Consider the following 22,616-nt stretch of genomic DNA (forward strand, 5'->3'; position numbering starts at 1 on the left):
CATAGGTATCTGAGTTGTAATGCAAGAATATATGAATCCTCCGAAATTAGAAAATCATCCAGAGAATTCGTATTAAGAGTTGTTAATCTGATAGATATTTTGGCGATTACAGGACGCCTTGGATCCAAGATTGAAGTGAGTTGAGGTTGAGGTAGCCTTCATGAATAGCATGAACGGTTCCCTTACTATCGATCAAAAAAGAGGTAGGAGTACCAATGACGTTATAGCGTTCTTTGGTAATATTGAGTTGATCCTGTACTAATGGAAATGACACGTTCAGCTTCTTGGCGTATTTATCCAGATCCACATCCGTTTGATCCGTATTAATACCTAAGACAACCAACTTTCCATGGTATTGCTGTTGCAGCTTTTCTAACTCGGGCATCATTGCCATACACGGGCCGCATCCAACAGACCAAAAATCAATGAGAACAGGAGTCTTGCTGAACTGGCTGAGGGTCACTTCTTCTTGGCTGTTATTAAATACAGCGATACTAGGAGCTGGCTTGGATAAAGCGACAACTTCATCTTTACAGCCCGCCAAAAGAAACAAGACAGAAAATAAACATAACCCAATATTCAATGATCTAACTTTCAAGCGCATGTGGTGTTTCCTCACTGATGTATTTTCCATGCTGGAGTCTGATGATTCGATCGGTATATTGCCCTAACTCCGGATTGTGAGTCACCATTACGATCGTTCTGCCGTTTTTATGCAGATCTTGCAGAAGAGAAAGAATTAAGCGCTCATTCTCTTCATCTAGGTTACCAGTTGGCTCGTCAGCAAAAATGATAGGAGGCTCATTAACTAGAGCGCGAGCAATACAGACGCGTTGTTGCTCGCCGCCAGATAATTGTTTGGGTAAGTGATCAATCCTATGACCTAAGCCAACCTGCTTTAGGACCTTCTCTGCCGCTTCTTTGTCTGTAACGCTGTGATAATGCTGTGCCAGCATGACATTTTCTAAAGCTGAAAGGTAAGGAATAAGGTGAAACTGCTGAAAAACCAACCCTATTTTATCCGCGCGAAACGCTCTACGACCTTCTTCATTAAGCTGAGCGGCATCTGTACCATCCAGAATTACTTGTCCTTCTGTTGTTGTGTCGAGACAGCTAAGAATATTCATTAGCGTCGTCTTTCCTGATCCAGATGAACCCATGATGGCAACAAATTCCCCTTTCTTTATCTGAATACTGATATTGTCTAACGCGATAACACTATCAAAGCGTTTAACCAGGTGCTTAGTTTCGATGGCGTACGACATGGTTATTCTCCTTTAAGCACACTTGCAGGCTGAATTGTGGATGTTTGTCTGGTTGGAATGATGGCCGCGATAAAGGCCGCTCCCAAAGAGAGAATTAAAGTAATCGGGAATACTTGAATACGAAGATCGATACTTGAGTGAAAAACGGCGTGACCGAGTAGTTGGGCCAATACATACCCCAGGATCAACCCAACTAATATAGCGACGAGAGCGATAACGATCGTTTCAATCAATATTTGCTGACGAATACTTTTGTGTGTCGCGCCCAACGCTTTTTGCAAGGCTATTTCATAGCGTCTTTCCTGAATCATGGCTGTCAGCGTGGTATTGACGCACAGGGTTGATAGAACCAGAATGACAAAGGCCACAACGCCCATCAGGCCTTTAATTTTATTCAGCACTTTACCTTCGGAGGCTGATATTTTTCTTATCGGTCTGATTTCTAATTGCGGGAATTGTTGTTGTAGATTTTTTGCAATGTCCGTTACCTGATGGTGATCGTTGTCGATACTAAGCATGGCATAATTGAGCAGACCAGGTTTGTCGAGCCACTGTTGCGCCAGAGACAAATTGACAATGAGATAGTTGTCACTGGCTTCCCCAGATTCAATTATCCCCTTGATCTTGAGTGAGTGCTTGTGATTATTTTGTGTTAAAACGACGCTATCACCTACCTTTAACTCGAGACGTTTGGCGAGTGTTTTACCGATAAGTGCATTACGTGTATCAAAGCTCACCCCGATCCATTGTCCATCAACTTGCCAATAGGGACTCAGCTTTTGAAACTGAGAAAAATCGACTCCCATCAGAACGACTTTTTCGAGTTCAAGTCGTGCGACTCCGTAAAGATATGGACTCTGTGCCACTAAGTCCTTCTCTGGGATTTTATTGATAATTGATTGATATTGAGCCTGTTTTAATTCGCCTTCTTTTCCCGGACCAATAAAAAAGTTCGCTCCGAAGGTTCGTAGTTCCTGACTCATTTTGGTATTGATATCGAAATAAACGCCGGCCATAGCTGTAATGATTGCCGCTCCGACGCAGAGAGCTGCGAATACAACAAAGACTTGTTGGAACCTAAGCCTTAAAGAGCGATAGATCATGAGACTCAACATCGATGTATTAGCGGCCATAAAGCACCTCTATAGGATAAAGCTTGGCTATTTTTCTGGCTGGAAACCAGGTACCCACTAATGCAATAGAAACAGAGACTAGTAATACGCAGGGAATCACTATCCAGTTGTAACTGATGGGAGAACCAAAAAGAGCGTATCCCATGATATAGGACAAAATCCAGCCGGAAATGCAGCCCAGTAGTCCTCCCAGAACACCACACAGAGTAGCCTCAAGATAAAATAACCAATGAATCTGGTAGTTAAATGCCCCTAGAGCTTTCATTAACCCAATTTCTTTTGAGCGTTCTAAAATACTATTGGTCATCAGTGATGCAATTCCCATAGCTGCTGCAATCAGCGCTGCCAGAGTAACTACAAAAAGCAGAGTTTGAATTTTATTAATCACTTGGCCTTCCGAAGCCGCGACCTGCCAAAGTGGTTTGACAACAGAATTGGTCATAGCTTGCTCTAGCTGATGAGATATGGATGAAACGTAGGCCGTACAGAACCACCGGTCATATTCATCGGCATCTAGGGATTCCAGATCTTCTCGCGCTTTTTTTGACAATGCATTTTCTGGAACTGTTAGAGCAGAAACTTTCACTGAATCCACTTTGCCGGTTTTATTCAGTAAGGTCTGTGCTATTGTTAGCGGCGCTATTATGGCGTTGTCGTCTTGAGTACCATTACTTAATAAGCCACTGACGGTAACATTGATAGTATGACCATTGCCGTTGAGAATCAGTGATTGTCCCTGTTGCCAGTGGTTTTGATGGGCGAGTCGTTTACCAATCAACACCTGATTTTCTTTATCAACAGGCCACTTTCCATCGACATGCCAGTAACTTGAAATGTGTTTATTACCCGTTCGATAGTCGTCTTCGTCAGGTACCGGAATCGCTTTGTCAAAGAAAGTGCCAGTGATAGGTATCAAGCTTCCTTTTACGTCTATTTTACCTCGAACAAAAGGAGCAAAACCCATGATATTGTTACGCCAGAAGATATCTTTAATATTGGGTAATTCAGACTCAGCGATAAAAGACTCGTTTTCCATATCTATATTACCGACGAGTGCAGTTGGCAGTGCCATTTTTCCTGCTGGTTCTATTTCGATGTTGGCACCGTAGCTCTTCATCTCTTTCGACATTTTGTCACCTATGCCAATCGAAATAGCAAGCAGCGCTGAGATGAGGCTGGCAGCAAGAAAGATGGTCGTAATTGCAATCACTTTCCGGCGGGAAGCATGTTTCCAAGATTGAATTAGTAATATCCAAAACATTATTTGTCTCCCACGTATTTCTCTGGATTATCACGAAATTGTTCGTAGCTTTTATCCGAAGAGAAGAAATAGGTTTTCCCACCAAAATCGTACTTATGTTTGGCTGTGGTGTTTTTTAATTTTGCTCCGGTTATCGGATCTTGTACGTCCAACTCTTCTATCGTTGAAAAGTAAGGAAGACCCGTTTCTAGTACCGTTTTAGCGATAATGACATCCTGCTGGTCCTGCGACCAGTCATTGATAGGGATAGGGTTGCAGCCTCCCATTTTCCCGATAGAAGGAATAAAAATATGTACCCCGCAGGCAAGACAAATAACTTGATTACCTTTTTGGATATAGCCTTGGTCACCACAAAGTAGACATGCATCAAAAACAACGGCCAATTTATTCTGCCCTGGATATCGATTAATGATAAAAAATCGTACGACTTTTCCATCATCAGCAACCCAGGCGAAACGATGTAAGTTGCCGTCGAGTAGATCGTTTTTATCAATGTTGATATGTACCTGGTGATCTGCACTCACTTCCACTTTTGTTGCAGCCGATAAAGACTCAGGACGAGACGCAATTAGATCCCAGTACAAAAGACTAAATAAGGTAACGACTATCAGTATTCCATGAGAACGGCCAAAACGGCGGTGATGCTGATATACAGCTGTTGATTTGCGTTTTTGGATAGGTTGTTTCTGCTTAGCGATAAACTGCTTTTGCGGCAGGAGTATCGAGCGTGTAAAGGTGATCAAATGTAACCCGGTCAGAACCAATGCAGCGTAGGCTGCGACCCACTGAAAGTTGGTTACCTTTGATACATAACTCAAACGCCAAGGAGTGAGGTCGATGATTTGTAACTTCATCATCGATAATACGATAGCACCACTTATCGGGACCAACATCACCAGAACTAAAAGTAGGCTGATGAGTTGAGACGGTTTCGGACTTTGTTTGGTGATGTACTGTGCAACAAAGAAAATCAAGGCTAAAAGAATAAAGCCAAATACAATACTGGTTATATTTAGTATCAGTGTTGTATTGATAACATTTGTTGCTGTTAACATCGACAGTTCAGCTTGATCGGTCCAATTATAACTGGTGAGAAGCAATATTATACCGAATACGAATCGTAATGATTTTTCGGTTAACCCAAATATAAAGGCATAGAGCAGAGCCAGAACAATACAAACAAAATCGAGTCCGTTTTTTCCCAGAGCTAGTGTTTGCGTCTGAGGAATGTTCTGGTAGGCAATAATTCCAAGAACAATGCTGATAACAGATGTATAAAATAAGGTTTTATTCGGATTGGTATGGGCCTGCCAAGAAAGACAAGCAAACAATAATGTTGGAACGAGAAAATGACTGAGGACAGAGTAGAGGTAAAAGCTCATATTAACCATCTAAGAAAGTAGGGTAGAAAGACGTTCTCTCTACCCAGAGATAAATGTAATTAGTTCAGACCAACGTATTTGAAACTGTAGTCTGCATCGAAAGGTTTGAACCAACGGCCAACACCAGTTTCTTCGTCTGTATGACGATACATTCCACCTTTTGAGGGTGGGTCAATATGGAATGTTAGTTTGTAGTTACCTACTCCTAGCATATTTATATTGGCACCATAATGAGGACCATCTGATGCAACCATTGGCATAAATGTGCCTTCTTCACTTTTTCCGGTATCCGTATTGGTAAGCTTATAATTGACAGTTAAATAAGGAATCCACTCACCAGCACCGAAACCATTTTTGTTGCCTGAAAGTGCGTGAATATCAGCTTCTAAATGTACTTCAGCTTTTGAGGCTGGTAGTCCCATACCTCTTGGTTCCATGTTGATTGGCTGTAGATAAACCGCCGCAATTTCCATACCGTTCATTTCAACAGTATCTCCCGCAGGATGTTCACCTGCAAATACCGCTGGAGCGACTGCTGCTGTAGTAAGTGCAGCAACAAGTAATGTTTTTTTCATACTTAATTCCCTTAATTTGATGGAGTATTCGATATTGTATTTAGTGTTGTATTAGGTCTTTTCATTACCCACAGTGCGATTAAGGCGGCCACCAGCAAAATGACTTGAGGCACGAGTGTCTCAATATAAGGGTGGATGCCTAGCCAGCTAATTTCTGGAAAAGAATTTATCAGAGTTGGTTGGAATAACTTCGCTTCTATCAATTCAAGAACGCCATTCCCTGAGAAGGAGAACGCCATCAGATACATGAAGCTACCTGTAAACATAAAGAATGGTTTTAACGGTAAACGTACGACGCTATAACGCATAATGAAGTAGCAAATGGCCAGAACAACAATCCCGATCGCTAAGCCAGCGAAGATAGCAAGTAGTGCTTGATGGGAGCCGTTGCTACCTAAAGCGTAATAAAATAGTACTGTTTCGGCACCTTCACGATAAACGGCGAGGAAACTTGCCAGCCACAGGCCGTACAACGACCCTTTGGTAATAGAGTGAGATAGCTTGTTCTCCAGATACAATTTCCAACGGTTTGCTTCTACCTTGGCAAGTAACCAGTAGCTCATAGAGAATAAAATAAACACAGCAATGAGCATGGTGACGCCTTCGAGCATTTCTCTGCTTGCGCCAGCATTTTCGAAGATCCATTGAAATAGCGCGGCTGTGATCAGACTGGCTCCCAGACCCACCCATACGGAGTTTTTGATAACGTAAAGCTTATCTTCATGTTTATTTTTGACTAAGTAAGAGACAATCGCAGCAACGATCAATAACGCTTCCAGTCCTTCACGCACGATGATCGTAAAGCTTGCCAAAAGCAGAGCCCAAAAACTTTGTTGTTGGGTGTCAGTTAGCATGGATACGGCTTTATCGAGATCTTGATTCAGTTTGTCGAGTTGCTCAGTCAACTTGTCTTCAGATTGACCAGCATTCATTAAGCTGACCAGACGAGTAAAGTAACCTTCTAGTGTTGTTTTGAAAGCGCTATCTCTGGCACCGATACTGTTTTCCATTCCGCTGGCTTCAAAATGATCAAAATAGACATCTTGTACGTCGGCTATTGCCCGTTGCGGATTCGTTTTTTTGTATTCAGCAACAGCGTCTTTCAACTTGCTCATGATAGTGGACTGAACATTATGCCAATCAGTGTCTGAACTTTGTTCTGATTCTGCTGGCGATGTAGACTGTGCTGTATGTGGAGATGAAGAGGCCGGGAGCTTGGCCAAATCATCAGATAAATCTTGTACTAGAGAGGTGGTTTCGTATCCTATTTCGACTAAATTGTCTTCAGACTTAACCAGTGTCAGTAACTTTTTAAAAGAGTCATTATATTCAGAAGCTTTTTGTGCCGAAACGTTCAGTCTGATTGCAGTTTCCAGTTCGGAATTTTTATAGCCGGTAAATTGAGCCTTCTGAATGTCGTCATGAGCCTGTTGAGCATTCCCTGTGCGATAGCTGTAGACTGCGTCAGCCAAGAGATCATCAATACTCTGCAAGGTGTCTTGCCAATAAGGTACAACGTTATTATCGGTACTGTTGCGTGACTCCGCGACGAGCTGATGCCCCTCTGCGAGCTTTTCTGGAAGCGTATTGAGCTCATCTTGTAGAGCGGAAACTTTGTTCTCGACATCCGGGACTGAATTTCCTTGCGTAATGGCTTTACGAATATCACCAAATTGAGCTTCTAACTTATAGCTATACTGTTGAGAGTAATTGATACGGATTGGGCCTTCTATTCCCTCGAAAACCTCAAAATACGCCATTTGTACTGTAGTTTTCGCTTCTTGCTGATGACCATTCTTATAAAGAGAAACGACTTTATCCAAACGTTGAGTAAGTTCGTTTACCTGCGCCTGATAGTCGGTTGATTGAGCAAAAACCAATGCAGGTGCGAATAGGATACTGAGTATGATTACAAATCGTATTTTGAGCGATGACATCCGTTTTTACCGTTAAAAATGAAAATATCAGAAATATGAATGATAACGATTACCATTGTTTCTCGTATTTTAGGTTTTGTTACAATTAAGGAAACGGTAAAAATGGGATGTGATTTTGCAAAATTAGCTATTGCAATTTGTAATATTTTGTTACAAATGGGGTAGTTTGATAAATAACGCAGTAAAATCACTGCGTTATGTTATTTTGGTTCCGATGGGAAAGGCTATTTTCCGATGCAGAAGGAGGAAAATATTCTTCCTAAAAGATCATCAGAGCTGAATTCACCGGTAATTTCATTCAGGTGTTGCTGAGATAAACGCAGTTCCTCGGCCAATATTTCTCCTGCCATATAACCTTCCAATTGAGCTTGCCCTATCTGAAGGTGCTCAGCCGCTTTATCAAGCGCATCTAAGTGTCGACGACGCGCCATAAAGCTGCCTTCTTGGTTTCCCTGGAAGCCCATACACTCTTTTAAATGTGTTCTGAGAGCTTCAACACCTTGGCCTGTTTTGGCTGACAGGCGAATCAGTGTTGGAGTATTAACATGACAAATTCCCATTTCTTCATGAGTTTGGTCCGCTTTATTACGGATGATAGTCATGCCCATAGAGTCAGGTAATCGGTCAACAAAATCAGGCCAGATATCTTTGGGGTCGATGGCATCTGTGGTGGTTCCATCGACCATAAACAGAACACGGTCTGCTTGTTTTATTTCATCCCAAGCACGCTCAATACCAATTCGCTCTACTTCATCAGAAGCCTCTCTCAGGCCTGCGGTATCGATGATGTGCAGCGGCATGCCATCAATGTGAATATGTTCTCTAAGAACATCTCGAGTGGTTCCTGCAATATCCGTCACGATGGCCGAATCTTTACCAGAAAGCGCATTGAGCAGACTTGATTTTCCCGCGTTTGGGCGACCAGCGATAACGACTTTCATGCCTTCACGCATAATCGCACCCTGACTGGCTTCTTTTCTGACGCCTTCAAGTTCATTAATAATTGCTTGTAAGTCACCTGATACTTTGCCATCAGCAAGAAAATCAATTTCTTCTTCGGGGAAATCAATGGCGGCTTCGACGTAAATACGCAGATGGATCAGAGACTCAACCAGTGAGTTTACTTTTTCCGAAAACTTCCCTTGTAACGATTTTAGTGCTGAGCGCGCTGCTTGCTCTGAGCTTGCATCAATCAAATCAGCAATCGCTTCTGCTTGCGCCAGATCGAGCTTGTCATTCAAAAATGCGCGTTCAGAAAACTCGCCTGGTTTGGCTGTTCGTATACCAGGTATAGCAAGAATACGTTTAATCAGCATATCCATTACTACCGGACCACCATGCCCTTGCAGTTCAAGCACATCCTCTCCCGTAAAGGAGTGTGGGTTTGGGAAGTAGATTGCTATTCCCTGATCCAACTGAGTTCCATCTTCGTCTGTAAAAGGAAGGTATTCAGCATAACGAGGACGAAGTGTTTTGCCTGTTACTGTGAGCGCGACGTCGGCTGCTTTTGGGCCGGATACTCGAATAATACCAACACCTCCTCGTCCGGGAGGCGTAGCTTGGGCAACTATGGTGTCTGTAGTCATATCAAATCAAATAGAACGGTGGACTTTGCGTCATTGTAGCAATGAAAAACAAAAAGGCGACCATTTGGCCGCCTTTCATCCTTAATTAACGGTTACTTCTTCACTTTAGTGTGTAACCCTTTTTTCTCCAGAGACTTGTAAATAAGAGTCTGCTGAACCAGAGTCACGACGTTCGATACAAAGTAGTATAGAACCAGACCTGAAGGGAAAAAGAAGAAGAACACACTGAATGCAACAGGCATGAACATCATGATTTTTTGCTGCATCGGATCCGTTACGGTAGTCGGACTCATTTTCTGAATCATAAACATACTTGCACCCATCAAGATTGGTAGGATGAAGTATGGATCCTGAGCTGATAAGTCGTGAATCCATAAGATGAATGGAGAGTGACGTAGTTCAACGGACTCCATCAATGCCCAGTATAAAGAGATAAAGATTGGCATTTGCAGAACAATAGGTAAGCAGCCACCCAGTGGGTTTACTTTTTCTTCTTTATACAGAGCCATCATTTCTTGACTCATGCGTTGACGGTCATCACCAATACGCTCTTTCATTGCCTGAATCTTAGGCTGAAGCATGCGCATTTTCGCCATTGATGTGTACTGAGCTTTTGTCAGTGGATACATTGCACCACGAACGATAAATGTCAGACAGATAATGGAGAAGCCCCAGTTACCAATGAACGATTGTAGGAATGATAGTAAAGAGTGTAATGGTTTTGCGATAAACCATAACCATCCGTAGTCAACTACAAGATCCAGGTTTGGCGCTGTTGCGGCCATTTGATCCTGAAGTTTTGGACCAACCCACAAGGTGGCATCAAATGTTGCTGTTTGACCATTTGCGATGGTTTTGTTTGGTTCCTGAATACCAATATCTCCACTGTCGCCAACAACGCGAGAGAACAGTTTGGTTTCTGGTGCACTGCGAGGAATCCACGCAACGGCGAAATAGTGTTGAATCATTGCCGCCCAACCTTGACCGTTCGTTAACGTCTCATTGAGGTTGTGCTCTTGCATATCATCAAAGCTGAATTTTTTATAGCGAGTATCTTCAGTAGAGAACGCTCCGCCGCGGTATGTTGGCATCGCTAGGCTACCTGTTGACTCAAGTAGGGTCTGACGTAAGTGTGCATACATACCCACTTCGGCATTTTGACCTGATTGGTTATCCACTTTGTAGTCCATATCAATAGCGTAGCTATTACGTTTAAATACGAACGTTTTTGTATAAGTGATACCATTTGCTTGATAAGTAAAAGGTACGCTTAACTCATCTTGTCCTTGAGTCAAAGTGTACTGGTCTTGTGCAACAAGATAAGTTGGACGACCATTGCTACGGTCAACGCCTTGAGGTCCAATCAAACCACTTTGTGCGATAAATTGATGATCTTTAGTGTCTTTCAAAAGTACGAACGGATTATCTGAATTTAACGTTTCGTCATACTTTTTCAATTTAGCGGAAACAACATCACCGCCAACAGTGTTAATTTTTACTGCTAGCACATCTGTATCGATTGTAATGATTTTACCGGCAGCTTGTTGTGCTGTTGCTGGACTAGCCAATTCAACAGAACCATTTGAAGCAGGTGCAGAGCTGTCAGTTTGAGTCTGTTCTACCGCTTCAGGTGCCGGATTCTTCGCTACTTGCCACTGTTGGAATAGTAAGAAAGAAACCAGAGCCAATGCGATTAACAGAATATTACGTTGAGAATCCATCGTTATTTATCTCTGTTTTGTTTATGGTTTGGTGGAACGGGATCATACCCTCCCTCATTAAGAGGGTGGCATTTTAATAGACGTTTGCCTGTTAACCAACACCCTTTTACAAAACCGTGAGCTTTCAATGCTTCTAGCGCATATTGAGAACAGGTTGGCGTAAAACGACATCGAGGTCCGATTAACGGACTAATTATCCAACGGTAGAAATAAACCAGACCGATGGCTAACCACGTGAAGGGCGAGATAGGCGCAGCCATAACTTATCAAACAGTTTAAACATTTCTTCATTACTCAATCCCTGAGCACTTTTCTTCGCAATAACAACAAAGTCTTTGCTAGGAAGTTCATGCTGTTTCAGACGAAAACTTTCGCGAGCGAGTCGTTTAAAACGATTTCTGCCTACGGCTGTTTTAATTTGCTTTTTCGGGACGGCAAGACCGAGTCTCGGATGAGAGAGGGTATTTGTGCGAGCAATAATGGTGAAATGAGGTGAACCAGCACTATGAGCTTGCTGGAAGACGTTTTGATAGTGCTCGGGAGTTAACAAACGTAACTCCCGATAAAAAGCGTACTTATCCAAAATGAATCATCGATTATTTTGAAAGACGCGCACGGCCTTTTGCACGACGTGCATTAATTACTTTACGACCGTTCTTAGTCGCCATGCGTGCACGGAAACCGTGAGTGCGTTTGCGCTTTAGAACTGTAGGTTGAAAAGTGCGTTTCATTGTATTTACCTTACTGATCAGTAGTTTTTAGGTTCAATTCAAACCCGGCGTGGGTTCGGTACCTTCTATAATATAGAGAAGCACATTCCGACGCCTCTCAACAAAGAGGCGGAATTGTAATCACAGACACATTAAGTGTCAATGATTCCCTGGCTATGCTAAGCCACATTTGCATGCAACAGAGCTGCCAATTTTGGTCGAGCGATTATACGCGCAAAACGCAAAATCTCAAGGATCATTGCTCGATCCCGACCTGATTTAAAAATTTCTTTAATCTAATATCCTGTGGATTATTAAATATATCTTGTGGAGAACCCTGCTCGACAATGTGTCCTTCCGCCATAAAGATCACTCTATCTGCCACTTCACGGGCAAATTGCATTTCATGTGTCACAACCAGCATGGTTTGATGATCTTTTGCCAGACGCTTCATTAACGCTAATACCTCGCCGACCCATTCAGGATCCAACGCGGATGTAGGTTCGTCAAACAGCAGTAGTTCAGGCTTAAGCGCCATGGCTCGACCTATTCCCACTCGTTGTTGTTGGCCACCTGACAGGGAAGCAGGATATTGATCGGCTTTATCACCCAGTCCTATGCTGTCCAAAATACTTTTTGATTTTTTATAAGCATCTTCTTTTTTCCAGCCACGAACTGTGATCAATCCTTCAGCGATATTCTGTTTTGCTGTGAGATGAGCAAATAATGCATAATTTTGAAAAACAAAGCCTGTCTTTCTTCTTAAAGCTAAGATTGCGGATTTCGATGGTAATTCACTGTCTACAGAGACTTCACCTATAGAAATCCTGCCTTTATCTGCCTGCTCAAGGAAGTTGATACAACGTAAAAGTGTTGATTTCCCAGTGCCACTTGAGCCAATAATGACAATGATTTCACCCTGCTTTATTTCTAGGTCGATACCTTTAAGTATCTCCGAATCACCAAATCGTTTATGGATATTTTCAATTTTTATCATCTCGAATACGCCTTATTCAGTTTGGTTTCAGCCCAGGTTTGTACACGTGTAAGAATGACAACGAGCCCCCAATAAATAAGTGCGACCGCCAAGAACGCTTCAAAAAATTTAAAGGTAGATGAGGCCTCCATCTGTGCTTTCGCCATGATTTCGGCGACTCCCAAAGTAAATGCTAGAGACGTCGACTTAATCATATCGATAAAGTAATTCATTAATGAAGGCAATGCGATACGACTTGCTTGTGGCAAAATAATTCTTCTCATCGATTGGCTGGTGGTCATACCGACTGATAGGCTGGCTTCCATCTGACTGCGATCGACGCTGATAATGGCGGCACGAATGGTTTCGGCCATATAAGCCGCAAAATGCAGAGTCAAACCTAGGATGGTGGCGCTGAATGCGTTAAGACCAATCAAGAAAGGGAAAATTTGCGGTAACCCATAGTAAAGAAGAAAAAGCTGAACCAGAAGAGGTGTACCCCTAAAGAAACTAATGTATAGCTGGCAAAGTTGATCGAGTACTGGAATTTTAAAAATCCGTATATTTGCCAAAATGACAGAAAGAATGATTGAGAAAATCATTCCCCAGCAGGCCAGCTCCATAGTTGTACCGAGATATTTAAATAGAATCGGCATCAACCCAAGCATGTATTCGAAGTCAAAACTCATAGTCTACCCGGTTGGTGTGATGATGGTATAAAATGAAAACCCACTATCGTGTATCGATAGTGGGCTACGGTATTTATTCTAGGACGTTTTTATTACTCTTTAGTAATGTCAGAACCAAACCATTTGATGGAAATCTTAGACAACGTTCCATCTTCTTTCATTGCAGCCAGAGTGGTATTAACTTGGTCACGTAATGTTTTACCTTTCTCATTATTAAGGAATGGCCAAGCATTTTCGATGGTTTCAAAAGGTTTACCTGCCAGTTGTAGAGGAAGACCTGATTTATTTATCACTTCCAGAATAGATAGGCGGTCCATGACAAAAGCGTCCACACGACCTAATGCGACATCCTGCTCAAAGCTCGAATCATACGTCTTGATATCAATTTCATTGTTCGTGTCGTATTTACGCAGTAGCTGCTCAAAGTTTGAACCCAGATTCACAGCAACCGATTTTCCTTTCAGATCTTCTAACGACTTGATGTCGTCGTTACCTTTACGAACAGCCAGTTGAGCGCCATCGATGACGTAAGGATCTGAGAACAAGTATTTCGCCTTGCGGGCATCCGTAACGGTAATTTGGTTAGAAATTGTATCGATACGGCCTGTCTCTAACAGACCAAACAAACCGGCGAAGTTGGAAGTCACGAATTTCACGTCGTAATCGTTACGTTTACCAATTTCATTCCAAACGTCGACTTCAAAACCTTGAAGCTTATCTTGCTTAACAAATGTAAACGGGAAGTAGCGACCAGACATTCCGACTTTTACTTCTGTAGCCGCTTGAATACTCATTGTTGTCAATGCTAATAGAGCAACAGCAACTTTAAACCACTTATTCATGTATTTCTCCATATAAGAACAGGAATTAATTTTATTATAATTCTATCAATAAGAATAAATAACTATCTGTTATTGATCATAACTGACAAATTACCTTTTGGGGATAACTTTGCTTGATCTTTGTATATGTGGAAAAAATTGTGGGTAATTTATAACCAAATTGTGATGATCTTTGAAAAAAAGCTAAAAAAATTGTGAATAACTTGGATCAATGTGAATAGATCTTCGATCTATTGCTGGAGATCTTAGTTATCAACAGGTAAAATCGCCTTTCTTTATCGATCATTTACTTAGAGTGAGGGAACCGTGTCATCTTCGCTATGGTTGCAATGCCTGCAACAGCTTCAAGAAGAGCTACCAGCAACAGAATTCAGCATGTGGGTTAGACCGTTGCAAGCTGAACTCAATGACAATACTCTCACTTTGTTTGCACCAAATCGCTTTGTTTTAGATTGGGTTAGGGATAAATACTTCCATAGCATTAACCGACTACTGCAAGAGCATTGTGGTAGTGATATACCGAGTTTGCGTTTTGAAGTCGGTAGTCGTCGTCAAACGGCTGCGCCAAAAGTTGAACCGATCAGAACGCCAGCCGATGTTGCGGCAGAGTCATCTGCGCCTGCGCAATTGCAGGCAAGAAAATCGGTAAGTAAAACTTGGGATAATAACGATGCTGCCTCAGCATCGATGAACTATCGCTCTAATGTTAACCCGAAACATAAATTTGATAACTTTGTTGAAGGTAAGTCCAACCAACTCGGGCTTGCTGCGGCAAAGCAGGTTTCTGATAATCCAGGTGCGGCCTACAACCCTCTGTTTGTTTACGGTGGGACCGGTTTGGGTAAAACTCACTTGCTGCATGCGGTTGGTAATGCGATTGTTGATAATAATCCCAATGCAAAAGTGGTTTATATGCATTCTGAACGGTTTGTTCAGGACATGGTTAAAGCCCTACAAAATAACGCTATCGAAGAATTTAAACGTTACTACAGAAGCGTTGATGCGTTATTGATCGATGATATTCAATTTTTTGCCAATAAAGAGCGTTCTCAGGAAGAGTTTTTTCACACCTTTAATGCGCTTTTAGAAGGCAACCAACAAATAATTCTGACCTCAGATCGATATCCGAAAGAAATCAGTGGGGTAGAGGACCGCCTCAAATCTCGTTTTGGGTGGGGACTTACGGTTGCGATCGAACCTCCTGAATTGGAAACCCGAGTCGCTATCTTGATGAAAAAGGCCGAGGATCACCAGATACATCTTGCCGATGAAGTTGCTTTCTTCATTGCTAAGCGTTTGCGTTCAAATGTTCGTGAGCTTGAAGGTGCATTAAACCGTGTTATTGCCAACGCCAATTTTACCGGACGCCCGATTACGATTGATTTTGTGCGTGAAGCACTACGTGATTTACTGGCGTTACAGGAAAAACTCGTTACTATCGACAATATTCAAAAAACCGTTGCAGAATATTATAAAATTAAAGTAGCTGATCTGTTGTCAAAACGTCGCTCCCGTTCTGTTGCTCGCCCTCGTCAATTAGCGATGGCTTTGGCCAAGGAATTGACTAACCACAGCTTGCCTGAAATCGGTGACGCATTTGGTGGTCGTGACCACACAACAGTGTTGCATGCCTGTCGTAAAATTGAACAGCTAAGAGAAGAAAGTCACGATATAAAAGAAGATTATTCAAACTTAATTCGCACACTTTCTTCCTAAAAAAACGGTATAGTAAACAAGAATATTAATCAGGCAGTAATAAGACCTCACTATGAAATTTACGATAACAAGAAGTCAGTTTATTAAGCCGCTCCAACAGGTTTCAGGAACCATTGGTGGTCGTGCAACACTACCTATTTTAGGTAACCTGTTACTTAAAGTAGAAAATCAGGTTCTTTCTATTACCGCAACCGATCTCGAAGTTGAGCTGATTGCTCAAATTGATTTGGAGAGTGATTGTGAATCTGGTCAGATAACCGTTCCGGCAAGAAAATTTCTTGATATTTGTCGAGGCTTGCCTGACAGCGCTGAGATTTCAGTCGTATTGGACAGTGATCGCCTTAATATTCATTCTAGTCGCAGCCGTTTCTCTCTCGCTACACTGCCTGCTGATGATTTTCCTAATATTGAAGATTGGCAAAGTGATATCACATTAAGTGTGCCTCAGTCTGATCTGAAAGCGTTGATAGAGAAAACACAATTTTCGATGGCGAACCAAGACGTTCGCTATTTCCTTAATGGCATGTTGCTTGATATTGAAGATACGACTTTGCGAGCTGTGGCTACTGATGGTCACCGCATGGCGGTGAGTTTAACGACGTTACCTGAAGCCCTAGCAAATAATCAGATTATCGTGCCGCGAAAAGGTATCCAAGAGCTAGTTAAGCTACTTGATCAACCGGAAGAGCAAGTCACTCTTGAAATCGGCAGTTCGAATATTCGGGCCCGGGTTAATCAGTTTGTGTTTACTTCAAAATTGATTGATGGCCGATTCCCTGACTATCGTCGTGTACTACCACAAAATACCAACAAAACCTTGATCGCTGAATGTGATATACTTCGTCAGGCTTTTACGCGAGCTGCGATATTATCAAACGAAAAATTCAGAGGGGTTCGTTTAAACATTGATGGTCCCGAAATGCGGATCACTGCGAATAACCCTGAACAGGAAGAAGCGGAAGAAATTCTCGACGTTGAGTTTGAAGGCTCAGAAATTGAGATCGGATTTAACGTAAGTTACGTATTGGATGTTTTAAATACACTTCGTTGCGAAAAGGTCAAAATCACCATGTCGGATCCAAATGCAAGCGCATTAATCGAGAATGTGGATGATGACAGTGCAATGTATGTGGTAATGCCAATACGCTTGTAGTCATTGTATGCCTTTATCCCGTTTGATGGTCCATCAGTTTCGAAATATTAAAGCCTGTGATATGACATTATCATCAGGCTTTAACTTTCTTATTGGACCTAATGGCAGCGGTAAAACCAGCGTTCTTGAAGCTATTTATATGCTCGGTCATGGACGTTCTTTTCGTAGCGCTTTGACGGGAAGAGTGATTCAAAATGACAGTTCAGAATTGTTTGTTCATGGCAAATATTTGAACTCAGATCAATTTGAAGTACCGATTGGCATTAATAAGCAGCGCGATGGCTCAACTGAGGTTAAAATAGGCGGTCAATCTGGACAAAAGCTATCCCAGTTAGCCCAAGTAATGCCTTTGCAACTGATTCATCCTGATGGGTTTGAATTGCTAACAGATGGTCCCAAGCAGCGCAGAGCATTTATCGATTGGGGGGTGTTTCATACTCAACCTCAATTTTATGATGTTTGGATACGATTTCGTCGTTTGAATAAACAGCGAAATGCGTTACTCAAGACAGCGACTTCGTATCGAGAATTGAGTTTTTGGGATAAAGAGTTAAGTCAGTTAGCTGCACAGTTAGATGAGTGGCGGCAAGCTTATATCGAGCAATTAACAGAACATGCTCGACCAATTTGCAACAACTTTTTACCCGAGTTCGATATTGCGTTAAAGTACTACCGCGGTTGGGAAAAAGAAACGGAATATCAAGATCTTCTGGAAAGAAGTTTTGAAAGAGATTGTGCTGTTGGTTACACATTTAGTGGCCCCAATAAAGCCGATTTAAGAATTAAGGTGAACAGTACGCCCGTAGAGGACGTTCTGTCACGAGGTCAACTCAAGTTGATGGTGTGTGCATTGAGAGTTGCCCAAGGGCAACATTTGACTTCCTTAACCGGAAAGCAATGTATCTATCTGATCGATGATTTTGCATCAGAGTTAGATAGTCAACGTCGACAAAGGTTGGCGACCTGTTTGAAACAAACGGGTGCACAAGTTTTTGTAAGCTCGATTACTGAAGGTCAGGTGAGCGATATGCGTGAAGCTGACAGTAAATTGTTCCATGTGGAACATGGTGCGATTGAGCAAGGATAAATATTGAGAGAGCAACTCATGTCGAATAATTACGATTCATCGAGTATTAAAGTACTGAAGGGGCTTGACGCCGTACGTAAGCGTCCAGGAATGTACATTGGTGACACTGACGATGGAACCGGCTTGCATCACATGGTATTTGAGGTGGTGGATAACTCGATAGATGAAGCGTTAGCGGGTTACTGTAAAGATATCATCGTAACGATTCATGAGGACAATTCTGTTTCTGTACAGGATGATGGTCGTGGTATTCCAACTGAACTTCACGAAGAAGAACAAGTGTCTGCAGCCGAAGTTATTATGACGGTATTGCATGCTGGTGGTAAGTTTGATGATAACTCATATAAAGTGTCAGGTGGTCTGCATGGTGTGGGTGTTTCTGTTGTAAACGCACTATCAGAGAAAGTCGTTCTTACTATTAACCGTAATGGCTCGATCCATACTCAAACGTACCGTCACGGTGTTCCTGAAAAACCACTTGAAGTTGTCGGTCAAACTGAAAAGTCAGGAACAATGATTCGTTTCTGGCCTAGCAACGAAACGTTTACGAATACTGAATTTGAGTACGAGATTCTTGCTAAGCGTTTGCGCGAACTGTCTTTCCTAAACTCAGGCGTCTCAATCAATTTGTTTGATGAGCGTGAAAAAGACAAGCAAGCTCATTACATGTATGAAGGTGGTATTAGCGCATTCGTTACTCACCTGAATCGCAATAAAACACCTATCCATGATAAAGTTTTCCATTTTAACGTTGATCGTGAAGACGGAATTTCTGTTGAAGTGGCAATGCAGTGGAATGATGGTTTCCAAGAGAATATTTACTGCTTTACCAATAACATACCTCAACGAGATGGTGGTACTCACTTAGCGGGTTTCCGTGGAGCACTGACTCGTACGTTGAATAACTACATGGATAAAGAAGGCTACTCGAAAAAAGCAAAGACGGCGACATCGGGTGATGATGCTCGTGAAGGCCTGACCGCTGTTGTTTCGGTTAAAGTGCCAGATCCTAAGTTCTCTAGCCAGACAAAAGACAAACTGGTTTCATCCGAAGTCAAAGCTGCGGTTGAGTCGGCGATGGGTGAGAAGCTAACAGATTTCCTTGCTGAACATCCGAACGAAGCAAAAATCGTTTGTTCGAAAATTATTGATGCCGCACGTGCGCGTGAAGCGGCGCGTAAAGCTCGTGAAATGACTCGTCGTAAAGGTGCTCTAGACCTTGCAGGTTTACCGGGTAAGCTGGCTGACTGTCAGGAAAAGGATCCGGCACTTTCTGAACTGTATATTGTGGAGGGTGACTCTGCAGGTGGTTCAGCAAAACAGGGACGCAACCGTAAGAATCAGGCCATTCTTCCATTGAAAGGTAAAATTCTCAACGTGGAAAAAGCACGCTTTGATAAAATGCTTTCTTCTCAAGAGGTTGCAACTCTAATTACCGCACTTGGCTGTGGTATTGGTCGTGATGAATATAACCCAGACAAACTGCGTTATCACAATATCATCATCATGACGGATGCGGACGTCGATGGTTCGCACATTCGTACTCTGTTATTAACCTTCTTTTACCGTCAAATGCCTGAGCTTATTGAGCGTGGTTACGTGTATATTGCTCAGCCTCCTTTGTACAAAGTGAAAAAAGGTAAGCAGGAGCAGTACATCAAAGATGAAGAAGCGATGACGCAGTATCAGATTGCTATCGCTCTTGATGGTTCATCTTTGCATGTTAATCCAAGTGCGCCACCTCTTTCTGGTCAGTCGCTTGAAACGTTAGTTCAGAAATATAACTCTGGTATTAAACTGATCGAGCGAATGAGTCGCCGTTATCCTTACGCTCTAATGAACGAGCTGATCTATATTCCTCGTTTAAGCCGTGCTGAAGGTGAAAACGAAGCGGATGTCGCTGCATGGACTAAGCGCTTAGTTGAACAGTTGAATGCAAAAGAGGTGGGCGCAAGTCAGTATGACTTCTCTGTCGAATTTAACGAAGAGCATCAGTTGTTTGTTCCTAAGATTAAAGTTCGTACACACGGTGTTGTTCATGAGTACTATTTGAGTGTCGATTTCTTCAATTCGAAAGAATATGGCCAGCTAGCGGCTCTTTACGAAGACCTTGATGGATTAATCGAAGACGGTGCTTACATCAAACGTGGTGAAAGAACTCAACCGGTTAAAACATTCGTTGAAGCAGTGGATTGGTTAATCAAGGAATCACGTCGTGGACTTTCTACTCAGCGATACAAAGGTCTAGGGGAAATGAACCCTGATCAGCTTTGGGAAACCACTATGGACCCAGAAACTCGCCGTATGATGCAGGTTACGATTGAAGATGCGGTTGGTGCGGACGAGCTATTTACTACGCTTATGGGTGATCAGGTTGAACCGCGTCGTGCGTTTATCGAAGAGAATGCTCTGCGCGTTGCTAACCTTGATGTTTAGTTTATCGTACTAACATTGATTGAAAAGCCACTCTAACGAGTGGTTTTTTTTGTCTAGAATATATGAGTGACGCATTATGACGCAACTTGGCATCATAGTGCTTCAGTGTGGCGCTACTGATTCCATAGACTTACTGATTATGCCTCAGTAGAGTGAACACTTAACGATAATAAAACAGGGAAGCTAAAAATGAAAAAATGTACCAAAGCGTTCATTTTACTTTCGGCAGTGTTCGGTTCTACCTCTCTTTGGGCGCAAACAGATACTATCCGATTTGGTGTAGATGCTACTTATCCACCTTTTGAATACAAAAAACCAGATGGGTCGCTGGCTGGTTTTGAAATTGATCTTGGAAATGCTATTTGTGAGAAAGTGCAGAAAAAATGTGAATGGTTTCCAACCAGCTTCGATGGTCTGTTTCCAAGTCTGAAAGTCGATAAAATTGACGCGATTTTCTCGTCACTTGGTATTACCGAGAAACGCAAGAAAGAAGTCGCTTTCTCTGATCTAGTCTGGTCTGGTTTTTCGTCTATGCTCAGTCGTAAACAGTTAAACCTTGAACCAACAGCGGAATCACTTAAAGGAAAAGTGGTTGGTGTACAGCAGGGTACTATGCAAGAACACTTCGTTCGTGAACGATTCGAAGCGCATGGCGTTCAAGTGCAAACTTATCAAGATCAAGATCAAGTCTACGCAGATTTAATCAATGGACGTATTGATGCGTCATTCCAGGATATGCTCCAGGCGCAGTTTGATTTTATTGATGGCGGTAAGCATAAGCAGTTTGTGAATACAAAAGTGGTAGATAAATTACTACCAGCCGACTCTGCTATTGCGATTCGTAAAGGTGATCAGGAAATGATTGACCTGATTAACGATGGATTAGAAAAAATCCACGCCGATGGGACGTATGACCGTATCCAGCGCCAATACTTTGGTGACCTGAATTTATACAAAAAGTAGTCGCTAAATTTATCGATTAGGGCTGCTTAATAGCAGCCCTTTGTCTATATGAGAGTATTATGCAGCATAATAAATCGCCTTTAATTTCTCCTGTTCCTGGAACTCAGCGTTGTATCGACAGTTTTCACTTTGGCTCTAAGGGGCAAGGAAAGAAAATCTATATTCAGTCTTCTCTTCACGCAGATGAGTTACCAGGGATGCTTGTGGTGTGGAAACTAAAACAGGCGTTGAAGGAACTAGAACTACAAGGGGATATTCAAGGTGAGGTAGTTTTGGTTCCGGTTGCCAATCCGATAGGACAAAATCAACACCTTATGGACGTTCATCTCGGGCGTTACGAGATGGAGAATGGGCATAATTTTAATCGTGGCTACTACGATCCTTTTGATGATGTGGTCGCTCGCCTGGATGGTAATTTGAGTGAGGATTCACAACATAATGGTCAGTTGGTTAAGCAGGCATTACGTGAATCGATTGCTTCAATCAGCGTTGCAACAGAATATCAGTCACAGCAAAAAGCTTTGCAGTTACTCTGCTGTGATGCAGACATTATTCTTGATCTTCATTGTGATTTTGAAGCGATTACGCATACTTACAGCACTTATTATTCATGGCCTGCGATAGAGCCATTAGCAAGAGCATTACAGTCATCGGTAAATATGCTGGCTGATGATACCGGTGGTAATCCATTTGATTCCTGTTTTGATATGACGTGGAAACGTCTCAGAGAGTATTTTGGTTTTGCATTAGGAGAGTCATCCTGCTATTCCGTTACTCTGGAATTAAAAGGACAGTCCGATGTGTATCATGAGGACGCGGAACATGATGCTTATGCTATTTTGACTTATCTTTCCTCTCTTGGCGTTATCAAGCAACCGTTTGATTTACCATCATCGACAGCCCAAGCTAGTGATCTTGATGCCGTTGAACCACTGAAAAGTACGATGGGAGGGTTGGTCGTTCACTATCTAACCCCGGGTGAGCATGTGAGAGAGAATCAGCTTATTAGTGAAATTATTGATCCTATAACGGACACAATTGAAGAAATTAGAGCTAGTCAGCCCGGAATTCTCTTTTCGCGAACTAACCGTAGAATGGCCACTGCCGGTATGCTAGTTGCTCATGTTGCGGGTAAGAAGAAAGTCCGAAGTGGTTACTTACTCGCACCTTAAATAAGGTTAGCC

The 22,616-nt window shown here is 42.3% G+C and carries 21 protein-coding genes; 6 read left to right on the forward strand and 15 right to left on the reverse strand.

Annotated elements, in window-relative coordinates:
• Positions 1-106 precede the first annotated feature (106 nt).
• The 15 genes from EES38_RS20115 to EES38_RS20185 all read right to left on the reverse strand — a co-directional run bounded on the left by EES38_RS20115 (position 107) and on the right by EES38_RS20185 (position 14,077).
• On the reverse strand, positions 107-604 hold the full coding sequence (locus EES38_RS20115; RefSeq protein WP_166434314.1) for a TlpA family protein disulfide reductase: 498 nt from the start codon (positions 602-604) through the stop codon (positions 107-109).
• Entirely contained in the window at positions 588-1,265 is a 678-nt protein-coding gene (locus tag EES38_RS20120; protein WP_124939020.1) for an ABC transporter ATP-binding protein, read from the reverse strand. The genes EES38_RS20115 and EES38_RS20120 overlap by 17 nt, the downstream gene beginning before the upstream one ends.
• 2 nt (positions 1,266-1,267) lie before the next feature.
• The gene (locus EES38_RS20125; RefSeq protein ID WP_124939021.1) at positions 1,268-2,398 is read right to left on the reverse strand and encodes an ABC transporter permease; all 1,131 of its coding nucleotides are present in this window, start codon (positions 2,396-2,398) and stop codon (positions 1,268-1,270) included.
• Entirely contained in the window at positions 2,388-3,659 is a 1,272-nt protein-coding gene (locus EES38_RS20130; RefSeq protein ID WP_124939022.1) for an ABC transporter permease, read from the reverse strand. The genes EES38_RS20125 and EES38_RS20130 overlap by 11 nt, the downstream gene beginning before the upstream one ends.
• Complete coding sequence (locus tag EES38_RS20135; protein ID WP_166434315.1) at positions 3,659-5,041, reverse strand: Fe-S-containing protein; 1,383 nt, start codon at positions 5,039-5,041, stop codon at positions 3,659-3,661. Before EES38_RS20135 ends, EES38_RS20130 begins: the two co-directional genes overlap by 1 nt.
• 59 nt (positions 5,042-5,100) lie before the next feature.
• Positions 5,101-5,616 (reverse strand): iron transporter, encoded by a 516-nt coding sequence (locus tag EES38_RS20140; RefSeq protein ID WP_124939024.1) that lies wholly within the window; start codon positions 5,614-5,616, stop codon positions 5,101-5,103.
• Positions 5,617-5,627: 11 nt separating this feature from the next.
• Positions 5,628-7,553 carry an FTR1 family iron permease gene (locus EES38_RS20145; protein ID WP_124939025.1) on the reverse strand — a complete coding sequence of 642 codons (1,926 nt, stop codon included), beginning with the start codon at positions 7,551-7,553 and terminating at the stop codon, positions 5,628-5,630.
• 224 nt (positions 7,554-7,777) lie between these two features.
• A complete protein-coding gene (mnmE, locus tag EES38_RS20150) occupies positions 7,778-9,139 on the reverse strand; it encodes a tRNA uridine-5-carboxymethylaminomethyl(34) synthesis GTPase MnmE (protein ID WP_124939026.1) in 1,362 nt (453 codons plus the stop codon).
• A gap of 92 nt (positions 9,140-9,231) precedes the next feature.
• The gene (yidC, locus tag EES38_RS20155) at positions 9,232-10,860 is read right to left on the reverse strand and encodes a membrane protein insertase YidC (protein ID WP_124939027.1); all 1,629 of its coding nucleotides are present in this window, start codon (positions 10,858-10,860) and stop codon (positions 9,232-9,234) included.
• Positions 10,861-10,862: 2 nt separating this feature from the next.
• Positions 10,863-11,120 (reverse strand): membrane protein insertion efficiency factor YidD, encoded by a 258-nt coding sequence (yidD, locus tag EES38_RS20160; RefSeq protein ID WP_124939028.1) that lies wholly within the window; start codon positions 11,118-11,120, stop codon positions 10,863-10,865.
• Positions 11,087-11,410 carry a ribonuclease P protein component gene (gene rnpA, locus EES38_RS20165; RefSeq protein WP_243694234.1) on the reverse strand — a complete coding sequence of 108 codons (324 nt, stop codon included), beginning with the start codon at positions 11,408-11,410 and terminating at the stop codon, positions 11,087-11,089. The genes yidD and rnpA overlap by 34 nt, the downstream gene beginning before the upstream one ends.
• Positions 11,411-11,456: 46 nt before the next feature.
• Entirely contained in the window at positions 11,457-11,591 is a 135-nt protein-coding gene (gene rpmH, locus EES38_RS20170; protein ID WP_005378825.1) for a 50S ribosomal protein L34, read from the reverse strand.
• Positions 11,592-11,826: 235 nt separating this feature from the next.
• The gene (locus EES38_RS20175) at positions 11,827-12,567 is read right to left on the reverse strand and encodes an amino acid ABC transporter ATP-binding protein (RefSeq protein WP_124939030.1); all 741 of its coding nucleotides are present in this window, start codon (positions 12,565-12,567) and stop codon (positions 11,827-11,829) included.
• Positions 12,564-13,235: an amino acid ABC transporter permease gene (locus tag EES38_RS20180; protein WP_124939031.1), complete on the reverse strand. Its 672-nt coding sequence runs from the start codon at positions 13,233-13,235 to the stop codon at positions 12,564-12,566. The genes EES38_RS20175 and EES38_RS20180 overlap by 4 nt, the downstream gene beginning before the upstream one ends.
• Positions 13,236-13,327: 92 nt before the next feature.
• Positions 13,328-14,077, reverse strand: a complete 750-nt coding sequence (locus EES38_RS20185; protein WP_124939032.1) for an amino acid ABC transporter substrate-binding protein — start codon at positions 14,075-14,077, stop codon at positions 13,328-13,330.
• 306 nt (positions 14,078-14,383) lie between these two features.
• Between EES38_RS20185 and dnaA the strand changes: the two genes are divergently transcribed.
• The 6 genes from dnaA to EES38_RS20215 all read left to right on the forward strand — a co-directional run bounded on the left by dnaA (position 14,384) and on the right by EES38_RS20215 (position 22,604).
• Positions 14,384-15,793 (forward strand): chromosomal replication initiator protein DnaA, encoded by a 1,410-nt coding sequence (gene dnaA / locus EES38_RS20190; protein ID WP_124939033.1) that lies wholly within the window; start codon positions 14,384-14,386, stop codon positions 15,791-15,793.
• A 52-nt stretch (positions 15,794-15,845) separates the two neighbouring features.
• Positions 15,846-16,946 carry a DNA polymerase III subunit beta gene (gene dnaN, locus EES38_RS20195; protein WP_124939034.1) on the forward strand — a complete coding sequence of 367 codons (1,101 nt, stop codon included), beginning with the start codon at positions 15,846-15,848 and terminating at the stop codon, positions 16,944-16,946.
• Between the two features lie 7 nt (positions 16,947-16,953).
• Complete coding sequence (recF, locus tag EES38_RS20200; protein ID WP_124939035.1) at positions 16,954-18,033, forward strand: DNA replication/repair protein RecF; 1,080 nt, start codon at positions 16,954-16,956, stop codon at positions 18,031-18,033.
• Positions 18,034-18,051: 18 nt separating this feature from the next.
• Positions 18,052-20,469: a DNA topoisomerase (ATP-hydrolyzing) subunit B gene (gyrB, locus tag EES38_RS20205; protein ID WP_124939036.1), complete on the forward strand. Its 2,418-nt coding sequence runs from the start codon at positions 18,052-18,054 to the stop codon at positions 20,467-20,469.
• 189 nt (positions 20,470-20,658) lie between these two features.
• Positions 20,659-21,432, forward strand: a complete 774-nt coding sequence (locus tag EES38_RS20210) for a transporter substrate-binding domain-containing protein (protein ID WP_124939037.1) — start codon at positions 20,659-20,661, stop codon at positions 21,430-21,432.
• Between the two features lie 59 nt (positions 21,433-21,491).
• Positions 21,492-22,604, forward strand: a complete 1,113-nt coding sequence (locus EES38_RS20215; RefSeq protein ID WP_124939038.1) for a succinylglutamate desuccinylase/aspartoacylase family protein — start codon at positions 21,492-21,494, stop codon at positions 22,602-22,604.
• Positions 22,605-22,616: the final 12 nt, after the last annotated feature.

The sequence above is a fragment of the Vibrio viridaestus genome (assembly GCF_003856525.1).
Taxonomy (GTDB): Bacteria; Pseudomonadota; Gammaproteobacteria; order Enterobacterales; family Vibrionaceae; genus Vibrio; species Vibrio viridaestus.